This window comes from Streptomyces sp. NPDC018019 (assembly GCF_044327805.1).
Lineage (GTDB): Bacteria > Actinomycetota > Actinomycetes > Streptomycetales > Streptomycetaceae > Streptomyces.
The window spans coordinates 106,325-129,169 of sequence record NZ_JBIRGD010000024.1; the positions used below are offsets into that span (position 1 = coordinate 106,325).

The following is a 22,845-nucleotide window of genomic DNA, read 5'->3' on the forward strand; positions in this document are numbered from 1 at the left end:
TCAGGGTGCGGCGGGCGGGAATTCGACACGGATTTCGAGGCCGCCGTCCGGCAGCGGCTCGGCGTGCAGCTCCGCGTCGTGGGCGGCGGCGATGGCGGCGACGATCGACAGGCCGATGCCCTGGCCGTCGTGTCCGCCGAGGCGGGTCGCCCGCAGCCGCTGGAACGGCTGGAAGATCAGGTCGAGCTGGGACGGCAGGACCTCGGGCCCGGTGTTGCGCACGCACAGCGTGGGCCGCTCCCCGCGCAGCCCGGTCCACACCCGCACCCGGCCGTCCGGCACGTTGTGCCGTACCGCGTTGTCGACGAGGTTGATGATCAGCCGTTCCACCAGCGGCGGGTCGCCCATGACGGCGGCCGGCGCCAGGTCGCTGCCGATCCGTACGCCCGGCGGACCGTCGCCGGCGCGCGGCTGCCCCAGGTACTCGGCGGCCAACGCCGCCAGGTCCACCGGCACCCGCCGGTCCAGGCCGCGCTGACTGCGCGCCAGCGTCAGCAGCGCCTCGATCAGCTTCTCCTGCCGGGCGTTGCTGCCCAGGACGCGCTCGCACGTCGCCCGGAGGTCGGCCGCGCTCGCATCCGGGTCGGCGAGGGTGACTTCCAGCAGGCTGCGTTCGAAGGTGAGGGGGGTGCGCAGCTCGTGGGAAGCGTTGGCGACGAATCGGCGCTGCGCCTCGAAGGCGCTCTCCAGGTGGTCGAGCAGCGCGTCGAACGTGTCGGCCAGGTCCTTGATCTCGTCGGACGGGCCGGGCGCGCCGAGCCGCCGGTGCAGGTCGTTCGCCGAGATGGCCTTCGCGGTGTCGGCCATGGTCCGCAGCGGGCGCAGCGCCCGGCCGGCCATCAGCCAGCCCAGGTACACCGACAGGACGGTCAGCAGCCCGAGCGCGATGCCGCTGGCGGTGAGCAGCTCCCGGAGGTAGTCGCTGCGCTGCTGTTGCAGCTGCTGTTCCAGCTCCACCGACGGGCCCGGTACGTCGGCGGCGGCGCCGAGGCCGCTGGGCGTGACGGTCGCGGCCGGCGGGGCGGGCGGCTCGACACCGGCCCACGGCGGCCGGCCCGCCACCAGCAGGTAGACCACGGTGAGCAGCAGCACCCCGGTGACGAGGAAGAGCGCCCCGTACAGCAGGGTCAGCCGCAGCCGGATGGTCCAGCGGACCTTGGCGGGGCGGCCCGGCGCGAGGCGGGCCGGACGCGGTGTGCGGCGCATCCCCGGCACCCTCAGATCCGGTAACCGGCCTGGGCGACGGTCTCGATGAGCGGCGGATCGCCCAGTTTGCGGCGCAGCCGGCTCACGGTGACCTTGACCGTGTTGGTGAACGGGTCGGCGGCCTCGTCCCAGGCCCGCTCCAGCAGTTCCTCGGCGGAGACCACGCGCCCGCCCGCGGCCAGCAGCAGTTCCAGGACGGCGAATTCCTTGGGGCTGAGGTCCAGGCGCTTGCCGGCCCGCAGCGCGGTGCGCTTGCCGGGGTCCAGTTTGAGGTCGGCGTGGCACAGCACCGGGGGCAGCGCGGGCTGGCTGCGGCGGCCCAGGGCGCGGATGCGGGCGACGAGTTCGGCGAACGCGAACGGTTTGGGCAGATAGTCGTCGGCGCCGCTGGTCAGGCCCTCGACCCGGTCCTCGATCGTGGCGGCCGCGGTCAGCATCAGGACCCGCGCCGGATACCCTTCGGTGATCAGCGTCTGGCACACCTCGTCGCCGTGGACGCCGGGCAGGTCGCGGTCGAGGACGACGACCTCGTACCGGTTGACCGAGGTGTGCTCCAGCGCGGCGGTCCCGTCCAGGACGACATCGACCGCCATGCCTTCCCGGCGCAGGCCCGCGGCCAGCGTCTCCGCGAGATCGCGATGATCTTCCACCACCAGAATCCGCATGGCCCCCACCGTCGGCTCGACTCCGTTGATCGTGACCTTGCTCGCGGGGCGGTTACAGCGGCGTAAGGCCCGGCCGGGTTACAGGCGCCTAACACCCGGCGTTCCGTCGCGGTAACCGCCCGGTTGGTGAACTGGCTTCCAGACGTCCAGCGTCCCAGAGGAGTTGACATGAGGGCACCGTCCGAAGAGGAAACACCACGGAGGAAGAAGCGCAGGCTGCTCGCCGCCCCGCTGCTCATCGCGGCACTCGCGGCCGGCGGGACCGTGCTCGTGCTGCAGACCGGCTCGTCGGCCGCGGCGCCGGCCGCGTCGTCGGTCGCGTCGTCGGCGAAGACCGGCGCCGCGGCAGCCGCGTCCTCGGCGTCGAGCGGGTCCGGCCAGGACGCCTCGACGCGGGAGCGGCAGGCCGAGGCGTTCACCCAGTGCATGCGGGAGAACGGGGTCAAGAACTTCCCGGGCATCACCATCAAGGAGAACGGACAGCTCCAGCTGAAGGCCGGGGGCGACGTCAACCCGGTCTCGAAGGCGTACCGGGCCGCGGCCAAGACCTGTGCGTCGAAGCTGCCGTCGGGCAGCAAGAGCCTGCCGGAGGAGCCCACCGCGGTGACCCCCGAGACGCCGTCGCTCGGTTTCACCTGCACCGAGGACTGCCCTTCGGCGCCCAAGGCGCCGAGCCTGCCTTCTGATTTCTGACCGTGCGTCCCATGTCCAACCGCCCTAATCGGGCGGTTGGACATTCCCGGCATGCCAGAATTCCACAAAACCGGACCCGGCACTTCGACAGAATCGGACCTGTAACCGCGGCGTAACCGCCCGCCGGTCATCATGGAAGTTTCGCACCCGCCCATGAATTCCGGTCACTGTTCGAATAACCGGCCCTATTCAGCTCCCCGTGCCCGTCCCGGCGCCGAATTCGCCGCCCCATCGGCCGCCGGGGACCGCGTGGCCCGCCGCGGCCGTGCCCCCGTGCGCGTCTGCGACGGCCGGGCGCCGCGCCCCGGTCCCCGGCGGTGCATCCCACCGCCCGGCCGGGCCCGTCGGCCGCCGGACGGCCCACCCCCCGGGCCGACCGGCGCCCGGCCGGCCCGGAAACGTAATCCTTCCGTGGCAGAGCGGAACATACGTACAGTGAGTCATCCCATAGAGTCGAGCGGTGATCGAACGTCGAAAAGGGGCACACGCCCGGACCACCGCAGCCGCTCCGGGCGGCCGATGGCCCGCCCTCCTCCGGTGGTGGCGGGCCGGTTTCCTCCGCATACGCCGGTTCCGTCCGGCCTACCCGCGCCCGGGGCGCACCGGTTTTCGGCGCTGGATCCCGTCGTGGCGCCAGTCGCTGGGGCTGACCGGCTCCTGCGTGGGCGTGCTGGCAGGGCTTCTGGCGATCATGTACGCGCGCACCGGGATACCCGCCGACCTGAACGCCTTCGCCACCCAGCAGGACAACGTCTACTACTGGGCCGACGGCACGGAGATGGCCCGCACCGGCGACATCAACCGGCAGGACATGCCCCTCGACTCGGTACCGGAGAAGGTCCGGTGGGCCGCGCTGGCCGCCGAGAACGAGACGTTCTACTCCGACAGCGGCATCTCGCCCAGCGGCATCGTCCGGGCCGCCACCAAGATGGTCACCGGCGGTGACACCCAGGGCGGGTCCACCATCACCCAGCAGTACGTCAAGAACGCCTACCTCAACCAGGACCAGACGTTCACCCGCAAGCTCACCGAGGCGTTCATCGCGATCAAGCTGGACAACAAGATGTCCAAGGACGAGATCCTTGAGCGCTACCTGAACACCAGCTGGTACGGGCGCGGCACCTACGGCATCCAGCGCGCCGCGCACGCCTACTACGGCAAGGACGCCGCGCAGCTGAACGTGAGCGAAGGCGCGTTCCTCGCCTCACTGCTCAAGGGCGCGGCACTGTACGACCCGGCGCTCGGTACCGAGCACCGCAAGCGCGCGGAGGAGCGCTGGAACTGGGTCCTGGACCGGATGGTGGCCATCGGCAAGCTCTCCAAGGAGGAGCGGAACGGCTACACCCGCTTCCCCGAGCCGCAGGCCCCGCCCAAGCCCGCCGGACTGACCGGGCAGAACGGCTATCTCGTGGAGACGGCCCGCGCCTACGTCGACGCGCACACCGACATCTCCGAGAAGGACTTCGCCCTCGGCGGCTACCAGATCCGCACCACCTTCGAGAAGCCCCGGATGGCGGCGCTGACCAAGGCGGTCGGTGCCGCGCGCGCCCGGCTCGCCCCGGCCACCCGGCAGGCCGACCGCAACGTCCGCATCGGCGCGGCCTCGGTGACCACGGACGGGCGGATCGTGGCCCTGTACGGCGGGCCCGACTACCTCGAGCAGGGCTTCAACGACGCCAACTCCTCGGTCGTACCGGCGGGCAGCGCCTTCACACCGTTCGTCTACGCCGCGGCGCTGCGCGACGGCGTCGAGCGCGAGCGCGGCAGGCCCCGTACGCCCGTCACCCCGGCCACGGTCTACGACGGCGACAACAAGATCACGCTGCGGACGCCGGAAGGGCCGTACTGGGACCGCTCCGGCAAGATCGCCAAGGCGGCGAACGACGGCGGGAAGTCCTGGGGGCGGATTCCGCTGAAGAGCGCGGTCGCCCAGTCGGTCAACACCGCGGTCATGCAGCTGGGCATGGACGTGGGGCTGGAGCGGGTCGGCAAGGTCGGCGTGCAGACCGGGCTGCTGGAGAGCAGCCTCGGCCAGAAGCTGCCGTCGTTCGCCCTCGGCACCGCCACCCCCAGCGCGATCCGGATGGCCGACGCGTACGCCACGTTCGCGGGCCGGGGCAAGCACAGCGAGCCGTACTCGGTCAGCACGCTCATGCGCAACGGCAGCCAGGTCCCGGTCGAGAAGCCGGCCGTCGGGCAGGTGCTGCCGCAGGCCGTGGCGAGCGCCGTGGACGACGCGCTGCGCGAGGCGGTCCGCCGGGGCACTGCCACCGCGGCGAAGGCCGCCGGCCCGGACGCGGCCGGCAAGACGGGCACCGCGCAGGACAACATGTCCGCCTGGTTCGTCGGCTACCGCGGCACACTGTCGACCGCGGTCTCGCTCGCGCGCATCGACCCGCGCAGCCAGGAGCTGCAGCCGCTGGACGGTATCGGGGGGATGCGCAAGGGAGCGACCGGCAGCCCGTTGCCCATCGACATCTGGACGCGCTACATGACCGCCCGCTGAGACCGCCATCCGCCCGGCCACGGAGCCCGCGGGGCCCCGCGGGCCGGGCGGCGGGCTACTTCACCACCGACGACCAGTCCGTGATCTGTGCCGGGTCCAGGCCGCGCAGCCGCTCCAGGACCGCGGGATCCTGGGCATCCAGCCAGTCGGCCACCTGCTTGAAGGTGACGCAGCGCACTTCCTTCTGCTTGCACACCGCCTTCACGACGTCCTCAATGGCCTTCATGTAGATGCCGCCGTTCCAGTCCTCGAAGTGGTTGCCGATGAACAGCGGTGCGCGGCTCCCGTGGTAGACCCGGTTGAATCCGTTGAGATAACCGTCCCGGGTCAGCTTCCGCCACTGCTCGTACTTCGCCGGGTCGCCCTTGGTGTTGTCACCGGACTGGTTGTAGAGGAAGTTGAAGTCCATGGAAAGGACCTGCTTCTCGCTCTTGGGATAGGGCAGCAGTTGCAGCGGGAAGTTCCAGATGCCGTTTTTCTTGGACGGCCATATCTGGAAGTCGCCCGGTGAGCTGGCGTCGTAGCGCCAGTGGAAGTCCTTGGCGGCGGTGAGCAGGTTCTGCTGGCCCTCCAGGCACGGCGCGCGCCCGCCCACCAGCTCCTTCTTGTAGTCGAAGGGAAGCGGGGGCAGGCTCTTGTAGCCGGTGTTCGTCTTCCAGTTCTGGACGAAGGAATACGACTGCCGGATCTCGCTCTTCCACTCCGCGACGCTCCAGTCGCCGCCACCCTTGGCCCCGCAGAAATGGCCGTTGAAGTGGGTGCCGATCTCGTTGCCCTCCAGCCAGGCGCCCCGGACCTGGCGCAGGGTGTCCTTGATGTGCTCGTCCGTCGCGTACGAGATCGCCGAGGCGCCCGGTTTGTGCTGCGGCGGCCGGTACATCGTCGCCTTCGATTTCGGCAGCAGATAGGTGCCGGTGAGGAAGTACGTCATCTGGGCGTTGTTCTGCTTGGCGACCTCACGGAAATGGGAGAAGAGGTGGTCGTCGCCCTCCAGCGCGCCGTCCCAGGAGAACACCACGAACTGCGGCGGCTTCTCACCGGGCTTGAGCTTCACGGGCCGGGGCTGCTTGGGCTGCGGGCCGGTGTAGGACGTCGAACCGTCCCCGAGCACCTTGACCTTGCCGTCCCACTTCTCCTCGGGCTTCGGCGTGGGTGTCCCCGCCTTGCCCTTGCCGTCCTCCGGCGGGGCCGGCCGCGGCTGGGCGGAGTCCCGGGCGGGCCCCGCCGCCTTCCCGTCCCCGTCCTGGTCACCGGAGCCACAGGCGGACAGGCCGAGGGCGAGCGCCGCCACGGTGACCAGCGCCGGCGTGCCGCGCACGATCCTCTTCGACAATTTCCTACCCCCTGGCACCAAAACACGTGTTCTGGCCCAAGTATCACAGAGGCATCTTGCCGCCCATCAGCCCCTGGTACCGCATATCACGTCCCATGGGCGGCCGGGCGACGCCCCCTTCCGGTGCGGCGCCCGGCCCGGCCGTCAGGTGCGGTAGGCGTAGAAGACCGCGTCCGGGTAGGACGCGATGATGCTCGCCACCGACTTCCGGTAGGTGTTGGTCGAGTGGTACGTCAGGTACGGCACGCCGTAGCTGCTGCGGTACGTCGTCATCATGGAGTGGTCCTTGGACCCGTCACCGTCGAAGTCCATCTGCATGACGTCGCCGATGTCCATCTGGTAGACGTTCGCCAGGCTGGTCACCCGCTTCGAGTTCAGCGCGTACCAGGACCACTCGTTGGCCCCCACCCAGCTGTCGGACTGGTAGTCCGCGTCGTACCACCACTTGCGGTAGTCCGAGGCCGAGCCGCCCTCCGCCTTCCAGCCGCCCGCCTTCAGGGCCTGGCTCAGGAAGTTGGTGCAGTCGCCGCCGGCCGCGTTGAACTTCCGGTACTCCGGGTTGTAGTTCCGCCAGTACTTCTCCGTGTACGCGGCCATGGCGGCGTAGTCGTAACCGCCGGTCATCTGCTTGCGCGGGGCGGGCCGCAGGGGCCGGGCCGTGGAAGCCGGGGGCGCGCTGGGCGTGGTGTTCCCGTCGTCCGCGACCGCCGCCGCCCGCAGCGTCGGGGCGTTGATCGCGCCGGGCCCGTCGTCCTTGGGCGTGATGCGGGTCAGCTCCCACTTCCCGCCCGGCACGGCGGCGAAGTCCAGCTCGTGGCGGGCCTTGAAGCCGGTGGTGGCGGGCTCGTCGCCACGGATCTTCTTGTACGTGAGCGTGGTGCTCTCGGTCACCTGCACGGTGGCCCGGCGGCCGGTCACCCGAGCGCCGTCCACGGTGACCCGGGTGTCGCCGGCGGTGTACGCCTCCCCGAGGGCGGCGAGCCGCTTCTTGCGGGCGCGCAGGGTGGCCACCCCGGCGTCCTCGGACCGCGACAGGCCCGCCGACAGGCGCACCTGCTTCCGGGGCAGCGGGGCTATCCGCCCGGAGCGGCTGTCGAGCAGCGCCGCCGTACGCTGCGACAGTACGGCGTCGGCGGTGCGAATGAACGTTTCTGCGGTCGCCTGGTCCACCCCGCCGGCGCGAGGTGTCGCCGCCGCGGACGAAACGGGCAGAAGCACAGCCGCCGTGGCCACGGTGAGCACCGTGCCGACAGCGGTTCTGAGGGCCGTTGATTTCACGAGATTTCCCCTTGTCACCCCGGCCCACCCGGGCCGGGCAGGGAATCTTTACACAATCTTCCCAGGAATGGATCAGGCGAGACGGAACCGACGAGGCCGCCGACCGGCGGACGGACCGGGACAGGCGGCCCTGCCGGTCGGCGGCCTCCCGTCCCGGTCCGTCCGCCCCGGCCCCCGGCGCCCCACGGCTGGGAACGCGCCGGTGCGACGCAGGCTCAGCCCGTCGCCGTACAGACCCAGGCGTGCAGCCCCCCGACGACCGCTTCGGGGCCGCTGACCCACTCCAACCCTTCGTCGGCGAGCAGCTCACGACGCAGGTGCAGCGCCTTCCGGTACCGGCCCCAGTTCCTCGCCCTGGTAGAGGTAGCTGGAGCCGGGCAGCGCCGGCATCAGGCGGGTCACCGCAAGCGCCCGGCGCAGCCCGAACTCCCGGTCCAGTGCGGGCTGTCGCCCGTCGGAGAGTAGCCGCGCGTCCTCGTCGCAGCCGTCCGGCAGGCCGTGCCGGATAACGTCGTGGGTCGTGCACCTCGTCGCGGTCCCAGAAGGGGCGACTGCCGTCCTCTGGCAGGCCGTGCGGTTCGTACGCCTCGACGGTGCCGATGTCGCGGAGCGGCGCGGCGAGGTCCTTGGCCAGGCCGTGGTCGACATCGGTCCACGCCGCGGTCCGACCAGAAGCGCAGCGGCATGCGGAACTCGGCGCGGACCTCGGGGTCGGCCCTGTTGAAGTCGGGTTGCTCGGAGGCGAGGGAACGGCGGGATCCGATCGGCTGCTCAGGCGGGCAGGCGCCGGGTCCGTTCCAGTGTGGTGACCATGTCGTTGTAGACGCGGGTCATGGCCGCGTAGGTCAGGACGGGTTCCGGGTTCCAGGGGGCGGTCTGGTCGGCGTGGACGGCGGGGAGGCTGCGCCAGACGCGGTTGGTGGCGAGCTGATCGCGCTGGAGGCTGCTGGTGCGGACGTCCATGAAGATCAGGTCGGCGGGGTAGCGGCCGGCGTCCTCCCAGGAGAGCTTGTGCGCGTAGGCGCTGGTGCCCGTGGGCGGCACGACGACGTCGAGGCCGAGGCCCTTGAGGTCGGGGAGGCTGGGCCAGGCGTCGCGGGCCACCCGGAAGCCGTCCGGGTCGGCGGAGGCGAACAGGACGCGTACGCGGGGCCGGTTCCTGATGGTGTTCTTCAGACGGCGGCGGGCCTCCTCGAAGGCCGTCCGGTCGTGCGCGGTGACCTCGCCGCCCAGGGCACGGGCGAGCTGGGCGAAGCGGTGCACCGCGCGCGGTATCCCGGTGTGGTACACCTCCAGCCCGACGACCGGGGCCAGCCGCCGGACGAATCCGAGGGTGTCGGGCTCGATCTGGTGGGCGCCGAACTGGAGGGTGTCCACGACGAGTTCGGGGGCGAGCTTGCCGAAGACTTCGAGGTTGACCTGTCCCCAGGTGCGGCCGAGCAGTGTGATCCGGTCCAGGTCGACGTCGCCCAGGATGGCGGTGTTGACGCCGCCCCCGCTGGTCTGGATCCCGCCGTACACGCCGGTGGCACGGATGCCGTAGTCCCACAGGGCCGCCGCCGCGGTCGCGTACGCCACGACCGTACGGGGGCGCCGGGGCGCGCCGACGGACGTGCCGGTGTCGTCGGTGAAGGCCCATCGCCGTGGCCCTTCGGGACGGGACGCCGCCGGTCCGGCGCAGCCCGCGGTCACCAGGCCCGCCCCCAGGGCCGTCGCGCCGGCCAGGAGCCGCCGCCGGCTCCACCCCGCACCGTCGGTGTGCAGCATCCCTGATCCCCTCTCCTCCGCACCGGTTCTCTTCGGGGATCATGGTCGCTCTTGCCAAGTTAGGCCAGCCTTCCCATAGTCGCTTCTGTGGCACACGTACCGGAACAGATCACTCAGTCGCCGCCCGAGCGAGGGCGCGTGAACCGCGCGGCCGATCCCCCGCGTTGGCCGCACCGGAGGTTACGGCTGGCCACCGGGCTCGTGGTGGCGCTCCTGGTGCTGGCGGTGCTGGCCACGGCCAGCGTGATGATGGGGGCCAAACCGCTGCCGGCGCACACGGTCGGGGACGCCCTGTTCCGTTTCGACCCGTCCGACACGGACCACTTGGTGGTCCGTTCGTTACGGCTGCCGCGCACCGCCGTGGGGCTGCTGGCCGGAGCGGCGCTGGGGCTGGCGGGCACGGTGATGCAGGGCATCGCCCGCAACGCGCTGGCCGATCCGGGCGTGCTGGGCGTCAATTCCGGCGCGGCGCTGTTCGTGGTGGCCGGCATCAACTTCTTCGGCGTCACCGGGCTGTCGGGCTATGTGTGGTTCGGGCTGGCGGGCGCGGCCGTCGCCGCGGCGGTGGTGTACGGGGTGGGGTCGATGGGCGCGGGCGGGGCGACGCCGCTGAAGCTGGTGCTGGCCGGGACGGCGACGACCGCGGTCCTGACGTCGGCGACCCAGGCCGTCCTGCTCCTGAACGTCAGCGCGTTCGACCAGTTCCGGTTCTGGCAGGTCGGGTCGCTGGCCGGCCGGGACGAGGCGGTGGCCTGGCAGGGCGCGCCGTTCGTGGCGGCCGGTGCCGTGCTGGCGCTGGCGCTGGGCCGGTCGCTCAACCTGCTGGCGCTGGGCGACGACACGGCCCGGGCGCTCGGGCAGCACGTGGTGCGCGTACGGCTGGCCGCGGCCCTCGCGGTGGTGCTGCTGTGCGGCACGGCGACCGCGATGGCCGGACCGATCGGGTTCGTCGGGCTGGCGGTGCCGCACGTGGCCCGGCTGCTGACCGGTGCCGACCACCGCTGGCTGCTGCCCTATGCGATGGTGCTCGCACCGGTACTGGTACTGGCGGCGGACATCGTGGGGCGGCTGGTGATCCGGCCGGCCGAGGTGCAGGTGGGCATCGTGACGGCGGCCATCGGCGCGCCGGTCCTCATCGCCATGGTGCGCAGCCGGAAGGGAGCGGCGCTGTGACGGCCGTGACCGTGCGGACGAAGAGCGTCCGCGGAGCCGTACGACGGCGGCGGGCCCGGCCCGTGGTGGTGGTACTGGGCCTGGCGGTGCTGCTGACCGCCGTCGCGCTGCTGGTGGTCGGGGACTTCGTCGTACCGCTGTCCGAGGTGATCGCCGCGATCCGGGGCCGGGCGGAGTGGAAGAACCAGCTGTTCGTCGTCGACATCCGGCTCCCCCGGGTGCTGACCGGCCTGCTGGCCGGCCTGGGGTTCGGCCTCTCGGGAGCGATCTTCCAGAGTCTGGTGCGCAATCCGCTGGCCAGCCCGGACGTCATCGGCATCACGTCGGGCGCGAGCGCGGCGGCGGCGACCTGCATCGTGGCGCTGGGGCTCGGCGGGGTGGCGGTGTCCGCCGGCGCGCTGGCCGGTGCCCTGGTCACCGCCGTCGCGGTCTATCTGCTGTCGTGGCGCGGCGGGCTGTCCGGGCAGCGGCTGGTGCTCGTCGGGATCGGCGCGACCGCCCTGTTGTCCAGCCTGGTCTCGTACCTGATGACCAGCGCGGCGGTCTGGGACGCGCAGCAGGTGCTGATCTGGCTGACCGGCAGTCTCAGCAGCCGCACCTGGACGCACGCCACGACGCTCGCCTGTTGCCTGGTGCTGCCGGTTTTGGCGGCAGCCGCGCTGGCGCGCCCTTTGAACGTGCTGTGCCTCGGTGACGACTTGGCGCGGGGCCTGGGCCTGCGGGTCGAACGGACCCGGCTCGCCCTGCTGCTGACCGGGGTGGCGCTGGCCGCGACGGCCACCGCGGCGGCGGGCCCGGTGGCGTTCGTGGCCCTGGTCTCCGCGCCGGTCGCCCGCCGTCTGGTGCGTGACGGCGGGCCCGCGCTCGCGGCGTCGGCCCTGGTGGGGGCGCTGGTGACGCTGGTGTCCGACTTCGTGGCGGAACACGCCTTCACACCGGTCGAGTTGCCGGTGGGCGTGGTGACGGGTGTGGTGGGCGGGCCGTATCTGCTGGTGCTGCTGGTGACGGCCAACCGGGCGGGTACGTCCGCGAGTCGCCGAGGAAGTCGACTTCTGAGGTGAGCGCCACGCCGGTGTGCCGCAGCACGGAGCGGTGCACGGTGTCGACGGCCTGCCCGAAGCTGGCCGCGCTCGCGCCCGACCGCGCGACCAGGGTGTAGTGCCGCGAGGAGACGCGGACGCCGTCGGCGACGGTCGTCCGCAGCTTGAACCCGGCCTGCCGGATCAGCCAGCTGGCGCTGACCCGGGTCGAGCCGTCGGGAAAGGAGTTCAGCGGGGCGCCGGCCGCCCGCAGGCGTGTCTGCTGCGCGCCGGTGACCTCGGGGCTCAGGAAGACGCTGCCGACCGTACGGTGGTCGATGCCGGAGTCCTCCAGCACCATGCCCTTGCCGCGGCGGACGGTCAGGACGGCCCGCGCGGCGTCCCGGAGCGGCACCCTGCTGCCCAGGGGCACGTCCAGGACGTCGGCGACGCTGCGGTAGGTGACGGGCGCGCTCAGCCGGGACGGCCGCAGCGCGAGCACGAGCGTGAGCAGCGTCCAGCGCGAGGTCCCCTTGAACCGGCTGGTGCGGTGGCCCAGCGCGCACTCGGCGGCGGACAGCGTCACCGCACGGCCGCGCTTCCAGTCCCACGCCCGCACCCGGACGAGGCAGTCACCGATCTCCTGGCCGTACGCGCCCACGTTCTGCACCGGGGTGGCGCCGACCGTGCCGGGGATGCCGCTGAGCATCTCCAGCCCGGACAGCCCTTCTTCGACGGCCGTCTCCACCAGGTCCCGCAGCGGGTGGCCGACCTGTACCTCGACCAGGACCCGCCCGTCCGGCGCGGTCCCGCGCACCTCGACGCCCCGGGTCGCCATGCGCAGCACGGGGCGGCTGCACCCCGCGTCGCTGATGAGGACGTTGCTGCCGTGCCCGAGGCAGACGGGCGCGGTGCCGTACCGGCCGGCCCAGGCGACGACGGCGGGGAAGTCGGCGAGGTCCCGCAGTTCGGCGAGGGCGGTGGCCGGACCGCCCAGGTGCAGGGTGGTCATCGGCGCCAGCGGTACTCCGTACGCGATGTGCAAGATATCTCTCCTCCAGACGCAACTGCCCGGTCCCGGTGCGGCCGGGGCGGTACGACGGTCCGGTGGGCGGGACGCGCGGTGGCGCGGCGCGGTCGGCCGCCGCGCCGGTCGCGTCCCGGCTCCGGCGGGACCCGTACGGACAGCTGTCCCGTCCGGGTCCCGCCGCGGCGCGCGCTCAGCCGCAGGAGGCCAGCCGGCGGGACTCGTTCAGCACCTCCGCCGTGCCCTGGGCCACCTGCCGGGCCACCACCGCGTCGCAGTGGACGAAGCGGTTCCGCAGCCGGGTCAGCCGGACGCGGGCGCGGTGCGAGGTGACCCGTTCGTAGAGCCCCAGCGCCTCCCAGGTCGCGGTCGCGGCGCCGTCCACGTCACCGTGTGCCAGCCGGGCCTCGGCCAGGGAGGTCCAGTGCAGCAGCCGGTTCAGCGGCTGGCTCTCGCCGAACAGCTCCAGACCGCGCACCAGATGGTGTTCCGCCCATGCGGACCTGCCCACATCCAACCAGGCCCGGCCCGCGTCGGCGACCAGGACGGCGGGGGTCACCCAGGAGGCCCAGGGCTCGGTGGCGGACTCGCCGCCGGACCCGATCAGCTCCTGTGCCTCCTCCAGGGCGCGCCGGCAGCCCACCGCGTCCCCCAGCGCGGCGTACGCCCTGGCCAGGCGGCTCGCCAGCAGGGCCTGTCCCGGCCCGGGGGCGTCCTCCTGGGTGCCCTTGCGGGCGATCTGGATCAGCCGCAGCGCCTCCCGGCCCTGGCCGTTCCAGGTGAACCGGTAGCTCAGGCAGGAGATGACGTAGGCGGCCAGCGCGCGGTCCCCGGCGATGCGGGCGGAGCGCAGCGCCGCCAGGAGGTGGCGCTCGCTCTGGCCGCTCAGGTCGAGGTCGGCGGCCATCCAGCCGATGATCTGGGCGAGTTCGGCGGCGACGCGGTGCAGCCGCAGTCCGGTCGCCCGGCCGTAGCTGCACTCGGCGATCAGCTTGCGGGTCCACCGCAGCTCCTGCACGGCCCAGTCCATCACCAGCCCTCCGGAGCGCTCGTCGCCGAGCCGCCGCAGCTGGGCGCTGCGGTCCTCCAGCACCGCCACGATGCCGGGATCGACCTCCTCGCCGCGCATCCGGCAGGTCAGGGGCGGGTCGTTGCCCACCAGCCAGTCCACGGCGGTCGCCACCATGTCCTGCGCGGGCAGCGGGGCCGGCGCCGTGACGGCGGGGCGCTGCCGCGGGAACGGTGATTTTTCGGCCACCGACGCCGGGAACCTGTCGGGCCACAGATCACGGACGGTGACCGGCTCCCCGAGCTTTTCGGACAGAATTCTGGCCACGATTTCGGGAAGTTGCCGCCGCGGCAGGGAGCCTTTGAGCCAATTGTAGGGAGCCTTGTCGCTGATGGTGCCGACGCCGCACAACCGGTTGATCTCGCGGGCGAGCCGGTCCGGCGACCAGGACAGTCTTTTCAGGCATGCGGACAGTGTTCTGGAATCGCTCACGGCAGCCTCGCCCCGCCGCCTAATACGCGCATGCCCGGGGGATTCCGTCGGCTCTGCTCGTACCGGTCGGACATACCGCTGTGCACAAAACCCCTCCAGTGCTCGCGAACGAAGCACTGGGCAGCCTAACCGGAAGCGGACATGCGCAGATGACCACCGGCAGAAAATTATCGCAAAGTTGCTTTGCGTTATCTGCACGGCAATCCCGGACTCAACTGAAAGTGTGCTATAGGGCCAGGGCTTCGTCCCCTTCCGTGAGCGGGGTGGCCGCGGGCGTCCGGCCGGCCTGCGGCGCCAGCAGCCTCCGGTACAGCAAAATCCCGGCGCCCAGGACGGCCGCGGCGAACACGAAGGGCGCGCCGAAGGACCCGGTCGCCTCCGCCAGCCAGCCGGTGAACACCACACCTGCCGTGGTGGCGACGGAGTTGGCGAAATTCATCAGTCCGCCGGCCGCGCCCACCGTGCCGGGCGGCGCGAGCAGGCCGGGCAGGCTCCAAGCGACCGGCGCGGCGACCGCGAGTCCGCCGAGGGAGAGCGCCATCCAGCCCACCGCGGCCGGCCCGGTGGGCGCCGTGCCGGCGAAGCCGATGGCCGAGCCCACCGCGAGACCGCAGGTCAGTATGGTTCTGCGGACCTTCATCGGGTCGCGTCCGGCCCGTACGAGACGGTCCACCAGCCAGCCGCCGAGGGCGAGTTCGGCGACGGTGGCCACGATCCAGGGGACCGCGGAGTACAGGCCGGAGCCCAGGGTGCGGGTGCCGAACTGCCGCTGGAAGAACTCCGGCATCCAGGTCAGGACGACGTTGATGGCGTAGCCGTAGCAGGCGAAGCCGAGCGCCATCGTCCACAGCCGGCCGGAGCGCAGCACCGGGCGCAGAGCGGAACCGCGCGGCCGGTCGGTGACGCGCGCGCCGCCGGCGGCCAGGCGGGCGCGCTCGGCGGCTCCCAGCCGGGGGTGTTCGGCCGGGTCCCGGTAGCACCACCACCAGACGGCCGCGAACAGCAGGCTGATCACGCCGGTGAACCAGAACCCGGCCCGCCAGCCCCAGGCGCTGACCACCAGGGCGAGTACCGGCAGCCCGATGACGTTGGCCAGTTTCGTGGCCCCGTCGAAGAGGGCGGTGGCGCGGCTGCGTTCGGCGGTGGGGAACCAGGTGGCGGTGGCCTTCGAGGCGCTGAGCATGAAGGGGCCCTCGGCCACCCCCAGCAGCAGCCGCGAGACGATGATCAGGCCGAGGCCCCCGGCGACCGCGAGCAGCAGACTGGCCACGCCCCACAGCGTCACGGCGATCCGGTTGAGCCACCTGACGCCGATCCGGTCCACCAGCGCGCCGGCCGGCAGCTGGACCAGCCCGTAGGACCAGCTGAACGCCGCGAGGACGACGCCCAGCTGGCTCAGGCTCCACCCGAACTCGGCGGCCAGCTGCGGTGCCGCGACGGACAGCACCGTACGGTCGGCGAAGTTGACGAGCAGGCCGCCCGCCAGCAGGGCGCCGATGCCCCACCGGGCACGTCCGAGGGAAGACACCTGGTTCCTCTCACCTGCCGCCGGTGGCGCACAGGACGATGTTGGCGCGGAAGAGCCGGCGGGGTTCCTCCTGGCGGATCTGCCGCACGCCGACCAGGCCGAGGTAGGCGCCGCCGGTGCCGACCGCGTGCAGGTTCTGCCACTGGCCGCCCCAGACGGCGGTGGAGTCCATCCAGCCGGAGGTCTGGACGGTGCCGTCCGGGAACGCGATCTCCTCGCGGTAGTAGGACAGCACATGGCCGTCCCGGGGATGTTCGTACACCTTCCAGCCGCTGCCGGTAATGGTGCCCACGGCGGTGCCGTCGGCGTCGGTGAGGCGGTCCGCATGGGTGTTGCGGTCGCCGACCGTGGGGCCCGTCGTGGTGGCGGCGTGGAAGGTGATGTCCGCGTGCTCGGCGAGCCCGGTCCGGACCACGCAGCCCGTACCGCGCTTGGTCTGCGCGACGTCCGGGAGCGGGCCGTCGAGGGCGGTCAGGCACTGGGGGCACATCGCGGGAATGCCGGAGAGCGGCAGCGGACTCGGCGGCTGGGTCATGTCTCCCTCATTTCGTTGCGACCGGAATTACCGTCCGGCCGGCGCGTCACGCCTCGAAATCCGGGGCGCCGGAAATAATCAAGTATTCAAACTTTCCGGACGCCGTGGCTCTTCCGGGGTGTTCCGGAATCGTGCCGAGCGGGTTTTCCCGGGATCTCGCCCGGAGCAACCGAAATCCGGCGCGCCCGGCGAGCACGGAGCTTTCGCCGACCGGGGAAAAAGTCCGGCAGATGCGCCGCACATGCTGTGTCAGCCCCTTTCCCCTGTCAACCGTTCGATGTCGGGCGAGAACTCCGGAAACAGACGTTCCGTCAGTCTTTCATGCCGTACCCGGCACCTCTTTCGGCGCCCGGCCCCGATAGCCGAGAAGCCAGATCGCCGCGAGTCCGGCGACCAGCGTGATGACGCCCGCGAGGAGGAAGACCGCGTCCAGCCCGCCGGCGTACGCCGTGTCCGAGGCCGGGCCGCTGTCCGGCACGTACTGGTGGAAGACGGTGCCGAGCAGGGCGATCCCCAGGGCGAGGCCGAGCTGCCGGGCGCTGTTGGCCGCCGCGGCGGCGACACCGCTGTGCGCGGCGGGCGCGGCGGACATGGCGACCGCCGGCAGGACGGGCGAGACGAGTCCGGCCCCGACCCCGGTGATCACCAGCCCGGGCAGCAGCGCCGGCCAGGACGAGCCGGGGCCCACCGCGAGCAGCGCGAGGTTGCCCAGTCCGACCACCACGGAGCCGCCGCCGAGCGTCCAGCGGGCGGGGATGCGGTGCAGGGCGCTGCCGACCAGGGCGGAGGTGGCGAAGAAGGCGGCCGGCTGGACGGTGATGACCAGGGAGGTGGCGAAGGAGCTGAGCCCCACGCCGTTCTGCAGCCAGAGGGAGAGCACCGGCAGGAAGCCGAAGGCGGCCAGGTAGTAGCCGCAGGCGGCGAGGAGCATGCCGTCGAAGGCGGGCTTGCGGAACAGTTCCAGCGGGATCATCGGATGGGCGGCGGCCCGCTCCACGAGGACGAAGACGACGAGCAGGACGGCGCCGACGGCGAAGCCGAGCAGGGTCGTGGTGTCCGTCCAGCCCGCCTCGCCGCCGCGGATGAAGCCGAAGGTGATGCCGATCGCGGCCAGGGTGAAGGTGGCGATCCCCGGCCAGTCGATGCGGGTCGGCCTGCTGGCGTCGCCGACGAGCACCTTCAGGGACAGCGCGATGGTGGCGGCGCAGACCGGCACCGCGCCGTAGAAGATCCACTGCCAGGACAGGAACTGGGTGAGCATGCCGCCCGCGACGTTGCCGATGCCGGCCGCCGCGCCGGCGACCGCGCCCCAGACCGCGAACGCCTTGGCCCGGTCGCGCCCGGTGTAGGTCAGGCCGATCAGCGGCAGCAGCGTGGCGAACATCGCGGCACCGGCGACGCCCTGGACGGCGCGGGCGGCGATGAGCACCCCGACGTCCGGGGCCAGGCCGCACGCGAGGGTGGCGGCGGTGAAGACGGTCAGCCCGAGGACGTACAGGCGCTTGCGGCCCAGGTTGTCGCCGAGGGAGCCCATGCCGAGCAGCAGGCCGGCCAGCGCGAGGGTGTAGACGTCGACGATCCACTGGAGCGACCCGAAGCCCGCGTGCAGGTCCCGGGCCATCTGCGGCAGCGCCACCGTCACGATCGTCGCGTAGACGAGAAGCATGAAGGTGCCGAGGCAGGTGGCCACCAGGGGCAGCCATTTGCCGGGGGTGGGTCCGGGCGGTGCGGGGGTCTGTCCGGGCGCGGGTGCCGGTGGTGCTTCTCCGACGGCAACGGTACGGCCGTCGGCCAGTGGTGTGTCCATGAGGTCACTCTGCTGTAATGGTCTTATGCAGCTGAACCCTTACGGGGAGGACCCCGTCCGCTTCGTGACCGACCTCACCAACTCCCCGCCCACCAGCCCTTCCGAGCTGGCCGAACGCTGCGAGGCGGCGGGCATGGTGCTCGACCGGCCGGCCGGGGAGGACGACTTGGCCGAGGTGCTGGACTTCCTCGCCCGCTGGGCCGAGGTGGTCGACGCCCCCACGGACGCACGGCGCGCCGCCCTGCTCAACGCGCTCCTCGCCGACGCGGCCGCCTATCCCCGGCTCACCGACCACGCCGACGGCGGCTGGCACATCCACTACCGCGAGGACGACCTCGGCGCGGCGGGCATCCTGCGGGCGGTGGCCAGTGTCGGCACCGCACTGCACCTGACCGGCCTGGGCATGCACCGGCTGGGCCGCTGCGCACTGGCCGAATGCACCCACGCCTACGCGGACTTCACCCGCGCCGGACGGCAGCGGTACTGCTCGCACGCCTGCGCCAACCGCGACGCGGTACGCCGCCACCGCGCCAAGCGCGCAGCCTGAAGGCCCCGACGGGCGGCGGCACCGACAACGCCGCCGCCTGCCGGGGCCCGGACGGGCGTGCTCCCTCAGCCCTCCCGCCCGTCCAGCACGGCCGCCAGCCGGGACGGCGTGGCGTGCGCCAGCACATCGCGGACCGACACCTGCGTCCGCAGCACCTCGGACAGGCGGTTGGCGATGCGGGTCGCGAGCAGCGAGTGCCCGCCCAGTTCGAAGAAGTCGTCGTGCACGCCGACGGGTTCGTACTCCAGGAACTCCTCCCACAGTGCGACGACCTGCTTCTCCGTCTCACTGTCCGGGGCCGCGTACGCCGACCGCAGGCCGCCCGGCCGGGCCGTCCGCGCCCGCCCCTGCGGCGGCGCGGAGTGCTGCTCCTCCGGAGCGCTCACCACGGGCTCGCCGTCCGCCGTGCCGCCACGCGGTTCGATCCAGTACCGCTCGCGGGCGAACGGGTACCCCGGCAGCGCGACCCGCCGCCGCGGGCCCCGGTGCAGGGCGCGCCAGTCCACCTCCGCCCCGGCGAGCCACAGGTCGCCGACGCCGGAGAGCAGGGTGACCCGCTCGCTCTCCGCCTCCGTGGGCCGCGGCATCGTCCGCACGACGGTGGGCCCCTTGCGGGTGCCGAGCGCCGCCCTGGCCAGCGAGGACAGGGTGGTGCCCGGCCCCACCTCGACCAGTGCGCAGCGGCCCGCGGGCAGTGCGCTGCGCAGCGCGTCGGCGAAGCGTACGGGGCGGCGGATGTGCCCGCCCCAGTACGCGGGGTCGGTGGCCTGCTCCGCCGTGATGGCCGCGCCCGTGACGCCGGAGGCGAAGGGCAGCCGGGGCGCCGCCGGCCGCGCGGTCCGTACGGCCTCGGTGAACGGCGCGACGGCCGGTTCCATCATCGGCGAGTGGAAGGCGTGCGAGGTGTGCAGCGGCCGGGCGGAGACGCCGGCGGCGGCGAGGCGGTCGGCCAGGCCGGCGACGAGCGGTTCCGGGCCCGCGGCCACGCACAGCTCGGGCGCGTTGACGGCCGCGATGTCCAGGCCGTCCACAAGCAGTTCGCGTACCCGCTCCTCCGGCGCCTGCACCGCCAGCATCGACCCGGCCGGGCGGCCGGCCATCAGACGGCCGCGCAGCGCCACCAGCCGCAGCGCGTCCTCGACCCGGAACACGCCCGCCAGGCAGGCGGCGACGTACTCCCCGAGGCTGTGGCCCACCATGCCGTCCGGCTCGATGCCCCAGGAGGCCAGCAGCCGGGCCAGTGCGTACTCGACGGTGAACAGCGCGGGCTGGGCCACGTCGGTCGCGGTCAGCCGCTCCGCCGGGGCGTCGCGGTCCAGGAGCAGGTCCCGTACGTCGAAGCCCAGTTCGTCGTGGAGCACATCGGCACAGTGGTCGAGGTGTTCCGCGAAGACCGGCTCGGCGGCGTGCAGTTCGCGCCCCATCCCCGGGTACTGGGCCCCCTGCCCGGGGAAGAGGAACACCGTCCTGAGCCGGCCGGTGCCGCTCTCTCCCGTGGACGCGGCGTACGGCTCGCTCCTCGGCTCCTCGGTGCCGTTGAAGAGCAGCGCGCGCCGGTGGCGCATCGGCGCCCGGCCGGTCTGCAAGGTGTATGCCGCGTCGGCGAGGTCCGGGGCGCCGGGCTCCGCGAGCCGGGCGGTCAGCCGTTCCGTCGCCGTGTCCAGGGCCGCGGGGCTCTTCGCCGACAGCACCAGCAGCTGCGGTCCGTCGGCCGCGCCCCCGTTCGCGGTGGCGGCCACGGGCCGCGGTGCCTCCTCCAGGATCACGTGGGCGTTGGTCCCGCCGATGCCGAACGCGCTGACCCCGATCCGGCGCGGGAACTCCCCCGCGTCCCAGGGCCGCGGCTCCGCGTCGACCCGGAACGGCGTCGCCGCGAAGTCGATGCGCGGGTTGGGCTCGGTGAAGTGGACGGTGGGCGCGAGCTGCCGGTGGCGCAGCTGGAGGACCGCCTTGATGAGTCCGGCGATGCCCGCCGCCGACTCCAGGTGCCCGATGTTGCCCTTGACCGATCCGACGGAGCAGAAGCCGCTGTCGTCGGTGGAGTCCCGGAACGCCCGGGTGAGCGCCTTGATCTCGATCGGGTCGCCGATCGGCGTGGCCGTGCCGTGCGCCTCGACGGCCGTGACGCTGCGGGCGGGCACGCCCGCGACCCGCAGGGCCTCGCGCACCACCCGTTCCTGCCCGGCGACACCGGGCGCGGTGAAACCGACCTTGTCGCTGCCGTCATTGTTGACGGCGGACCCCTTGATGACGGCCAGCACCCGGTCGCCGTCGGCCAGCGCGTCGGCCAGCCGCTTGAGGACGACCGCGCCCACACCGTTGCCGAAGACGGTGCCGGCGCCGCGGGCGTCGAAGGGGCGGCAGTGGCCGTCCGGGGAGTGCACCATGCCGCGCTCGGCGAGATATCCGGCGCGCTGCGGCACCCGGACGCAGACCCCGCCGGTGAGCACCACGTCGCACTCGTCCACGAGCAGCGCCTTGACGCCCTCGTGGACGGCGACCAGCGAGGTCGAGCAGGCCGTCTGCACGCCGACCGCGGGCCCGGTGAAGCCGAGGCGGTGTGCGGTGCGGGTCGCGAGATAGTCCTTGTCGTTGTGGATCTGCTGCTCGAACACGTCCGCGTCGAGCACGATGCGCCGGCCGCCCAGCAGGTTCGACATCCAGTACGCGGGCATGTTGGCCCCGGCGAAGACGCCGCCGCGGCGCACCGAGGCCGGGTCCAGTGCGGCGTCCTCCAGGGCGTGCCAGGCGCACTCCAGGAAGAGCCGCTGCTGCGGGTCGAGCAAGGCGGCCTCGCGGGCGCCGAAGCCGAAGAAGCGAGCGTCGAACAGGTCGTGGCCGTCCAGGAACGAGCCGGCGCGCACATAGTCGTCCCGCTCGAACAGGTCCCGTGCGATGCCCTCGGCGAGCAGCTCGTCCTCGCTCAGCCCGGTGATCGACTCCACGCCGTCGCGCAGATTCGTCCAGAACGTGTCGAGGTCCGGGGCGCCGGGGAAGCGCCCCGCCATGCCGATGACCGCGACGTCCCGGGAGACGGCCGTCATCGGGCGGCCCCGGGGGCGGGCCGGGCGGGCGCGAGGCCGGTCAGGGCGTGCCGGGCGATGTCGTACGACGTGCCGCCGTCCAGGGCCAGTTCCGTGCAGATCCGGCCGAAGAGCGGTACCAGCTTGAACGCCCAGCCGGCGGCGGCGACCACGACGTTCTCGCCGCCGTCGACGAGGTGTCCGGCCGTGCCCAGGTAGAACTGCCGGGACGGGTCGCCGGGCAGTACCGCGAGGCAGGTGGAGGTCGCGGTGGGCTCCGGGTCGACCCACGGCATGTGCGCGCGGGCCCAGTCGGTGACCCGCTCGACGTGCCGCGGGTCGGGGACGCCGGTGGCCCGGCTCGCGTGCTCCAGCGCGTTGACCTCGAAGTCGGGGCCGAGGCGCACCTCGTCGGAGGTGGACCAGGGGTTGGGCGGGAAACCGTAGAAGAGGTTGGTGTCCTCCTCGGTGGGCTTCTGGAAGGCGAACCAGAAGGGCCGCTGCACGCCGTCGTCCCGCTGCCGCAGGGTGACCAGCGCCATCTCGTACGCGTGCAGGTCCAGCGAGCCGCCGCCCCAGGGGGCGATGAGGTCGTTGGCCTGCGCCCCGTTGGCGAGGACGACCTTGGCGGCCCGGTAGGTGGTCCGGTCGGTGCGCACCGTCACCCCGTCGCGGTCCGGCGTGGTCTCCAGTACGGCCTCGTTGCCGCGCAGCACCGCACCGTGCTCCTGGGAGAGCTGGAACAGCGCGGCCAGGGTGCCCCGTACGTCGATGGCGCCGCCGTTGCGCTGGAGGAAGCCCTCGAAGTGGCCGGGCAGCCGGGTGAATCCGTAGCGCTTCTCGATGTCCCGGGCGGTCAGCCACTCGTACGCCACGGACATCTCGTCCATGGCCCGCGCGGTGTCCGCGATGTGCCCCTCGTTGGTCTCCACCTCGATGTCGCCGAACCACAGGCTGCCCAGCTCGTGGATGAGTCTGCGGCCGGTCAGCCGCTCCAGCTCCGCCCACATCGGGCGGGTTCGGAGGGTCAGCGAGAAGATGTCCTTCTGGGTGTACTGCACCCGCCAGTGGCGTTCGGCGCCGCTCGATCCGGAGCGCTCGTTCATGAAGCCGTACTGGTCCAGTACGAGGACCCGTTGCCCGCCGCGCCGGGCCGCGTGCCAGGCGGTGGACAGGCCGACCGGCCCGCCGCCGACGATGATGAGGTCATAGGTCTCGATGCCGCTCATGGACACAG

General features: G+C 72.5%; 16 protein-coding genes and 2 pseudogenes. 5 read left to right on the plus strand and 13 right to left on the minus strand.

Annotation, left to right across the window (positions count from 1 at the left end; translation table 11 throughout):
- Entirely contained in the window at positions 1-1,206 is a 1,206-nt protein-coding gene (locus tag ACH4FX_RS32100) for a sensor histidine kinase (RefSeq protein ID WP_398484925.1), read from the minus strand.
- Between the two features lie 11 nt (positions 1,207-1,217).
- Complete coding sequence (locus ACH4FX_RS32105; protein ID WP_398484927.1) at positions 1,218-1,871, minus strand: response regulator transcription factor; 654 nt, start codon at positions 1,869-1,871, stop codon at positions 1,218-1,220.
- Between the two features lie 168 nt (positions 1,872-2,039).
- Between ACH4FX_RS32105 and ACH4FX_RS32110 the strand changes: the two genes are divergently transcribed.
- Both ACH4FX_RS32110 and ACH4FX_RS32115 read left to right on the plus strand, forming a co-directional pair.
- Positions 2,040-2,564, plus strand: coding sequence for a hypothetical protein (locus ACH4FX_RS32110; protein ID WP_398484929.1), 525 nt, complete (start codon positions 2,040-2,042; stop codon positions 2,562-2,564).
- A 460-nt stretch (positions 2,565-3,024) separates the two neighbouring features.
- Positions 3,025-5,070 carry a transglycosylase domain-containing protein gene (locus ACH4FX_RS32115; protein WP_398484931.1) on the plus strand — a complete coding sequence of 682 codons (2,046 nt, stop codon included), beginning with the start codon at positions 3,025-3,027 and terminating at the stop codon, positions 5,068-5,070.
- 55 nt (positions 5,071-5,125) lie between these two features.
- On the opposite strand, the gene ACH4FX_RS32120 is transcribed toward ACH4FX_RS32115, so the two are convergent.
- From ACH4FX_RS32120 to ACH4FX_RS32135, 4 genes and pseudogenes are all read right to left on the minus strand, one after another.
- A complete protein-coding gene (locus ACH4FX_RS32120; protein WP_398484932.1) occupies positions 5,126-6,403 on the minus strand; it encodes a hypothetical protein in 1,278 nt (425 codons plus the stop codon).
- Between the two features lie 144 nt (positions 6,404-6,547).
- Positions 6,548-7,645, minus strand: a complete 1,098-nt coding sequence (locus ACH4FX_RS32125; RefSeq protein ID WP_398484976.1) for an amidase domain-containing protein — start codon at positions 7,643-7,645, stop codon at positions 6,548-6,550.
- Between the two features lie 357 nt (positions 7,646-8,002).
- Positions 8,003-8,424, minus strand: a pseudogene (locus ACH4FX_RS32130) (alpha-amylase); the annotation flags it as partial.
- A gap of 28 nt (positions 8,425-8,452) precedes the next feature.
- Positions 8,453-9,448 carry a hypothetical protein gene (locus ACH4FX_RS32135; RefSeq protein ID WP_398484934.1) on the minus strand — a complete coding sequence of 332 codons (996 nt, stop codon included), beginning with the start codon at positions 9,446-9,448 and terminating at the stop codon, positions 8,453-8,455.
- Positions 9,449-9,649: 201 nt separating this feature from the next.
- Between ACH4FX_RS32135 and ACH4FX_RS32140 the strand changes: the two genes are divergently transcribed.
- Together ACH4FX_RS32140 and ACH4FX_RS32145 are read left to right on the plus strand one after the other, a co-directional pair.
- Positions 9,650-10,621 carry a FecCD family ABC transporter permease gene (locus tag ACH4FX_RS32140; RefSeq protein ID WP_398484977.1) on the plus strand — a complete coding sequence of 324 codons (972 nt, stop codon included), beginning with the start codon at positions 9,650-9,652 and terminating at the stop codon, positions 10,619-10,621.
- Between the two features lie 5 nt (positions 10,622-10,626).
- On the plus strand, positions 10,627-11,682 hold the full coding sequence (locus tag ACH4FX_RS32145) for a FecCD family ABC transporter permease (RefSeq protein WP_398484978.1): 1,056 nt from the start codon (positions 10,627-10,629) through the stop codon (positions 11,680-11,682).
- Positions 11,683-11,722: 40 nt separating this feature from the next.
- Here the strand turns inward: ACH4FX_RS32145 and ACH4FX_RS32150 are convergent.
- The 5 genes and pseudogenes from ACH4FX_RS32150 to ACH4FX_RS32170 form a co-directional block, all read right to left on the minus strand.
- A pseudogene (locus tag ACH4FX_RS32150) lies at positions 11,723-12,652 on the minus strand (UDP-N-acetylmuramate dehydrogenase); the annotation flags it as partial.
- Positions 12,653-12,860: 208 nt separating this feature from the next.
- Complete coding sequence (locus tag ACH4FX_RS32155; protein WP_398484936.1) at positions 12,861-14,168, minus strand: hypothetical protein; 1,308 nt, start codon at positions 14,166-14,168, stop codon at positions 12,861-12,863.
- Positions 14,169-14,394: 226 nt separating this feature from the next.
- Positions 14,395-15,696 (minus strand): MFS transporter, encoded by a 1,302-nt coding sequence (locus tag ACH4FX_RS32160; RefSeq protein ID WP_398484938.1) that lies wholly within the window; start codon positions 15,694-15,696, stop codon positions 14,395-14,397.
- A 10-nt stretch (positions 15,697-15,706) separates the two neighbouring features.
- The gene (locus ACH4FX_RS32165) at positions 15,707-16,231 is read right to left on the minus strand and encodes a hypothetical protein (RefSeq protein WP_398484939.1); all 525 of its coding nucleotides are present in this window, start codon (positions 16,229-16,231) and stop codon (positions 15,707-15,709) included.
- A 319-nt stretch (positions 16,232-16,550) separates the two neighbouring features.
- Entirely contained in the window at positions 16,551-18,038 is a 1,488-nt protein-coding gene (locus ACH4FX_RS32170) for an MFS transporter (RefSeq protein WP_398484941.1), read from the minus strand.
- A 25-nt stretch (positions 18,039-18,063) separates the two neighbouring features.
- Here ACH4FX_RS32170 and ACH4FX_RS32175 point away from each other — a divergent pair, with 25 nt between their 5' ends.
- Positions 18,064-18,585, plus strand: coding sequence for a CGNR zinc finger domain-containing protein (locus ACH4FX_RS32175; protein ID WP_398484943.1), 522 nt, complete (start codon positions 18,064-18,066; stop codon positions 18,583-18,585).
- A 65-nt stretch (positions 18,586-18,650) separates the two neighbouring features.
- Here the strand turns inward: ACH4FX_RS32175 and ACH4FX_RS32180 are convergent, their stop codons facing one another.
- Complete coding sequence (locus ACH4FX_RS32180) at positions 18,651-21,629, minus strand: type I polyketide synthase (protein WP_398484945.1); 2,979 nt, start codon at positions 21,627-21,629, stop codon at positions 18,651-18,653.
- Positions 21,626-22,837, minus strand: a complete 1,212-nt coding sequence (locus tag ACH4FX_RS32185) for an NAD(P)/FAD-dependent oxidoreductase (RefSeq protein ID WP_398484947.1) — start codon at positions 22,835-22,837, stop codon at positions 21,626-21,628. The genes ACH4FX_RS32180 and ACH4FX_RS32185 overlap by 4 nt, the downstream gene beginning before the upstream one ends.
- Positions 22,838-22,845: the final 8 nt, after the last annotated feature.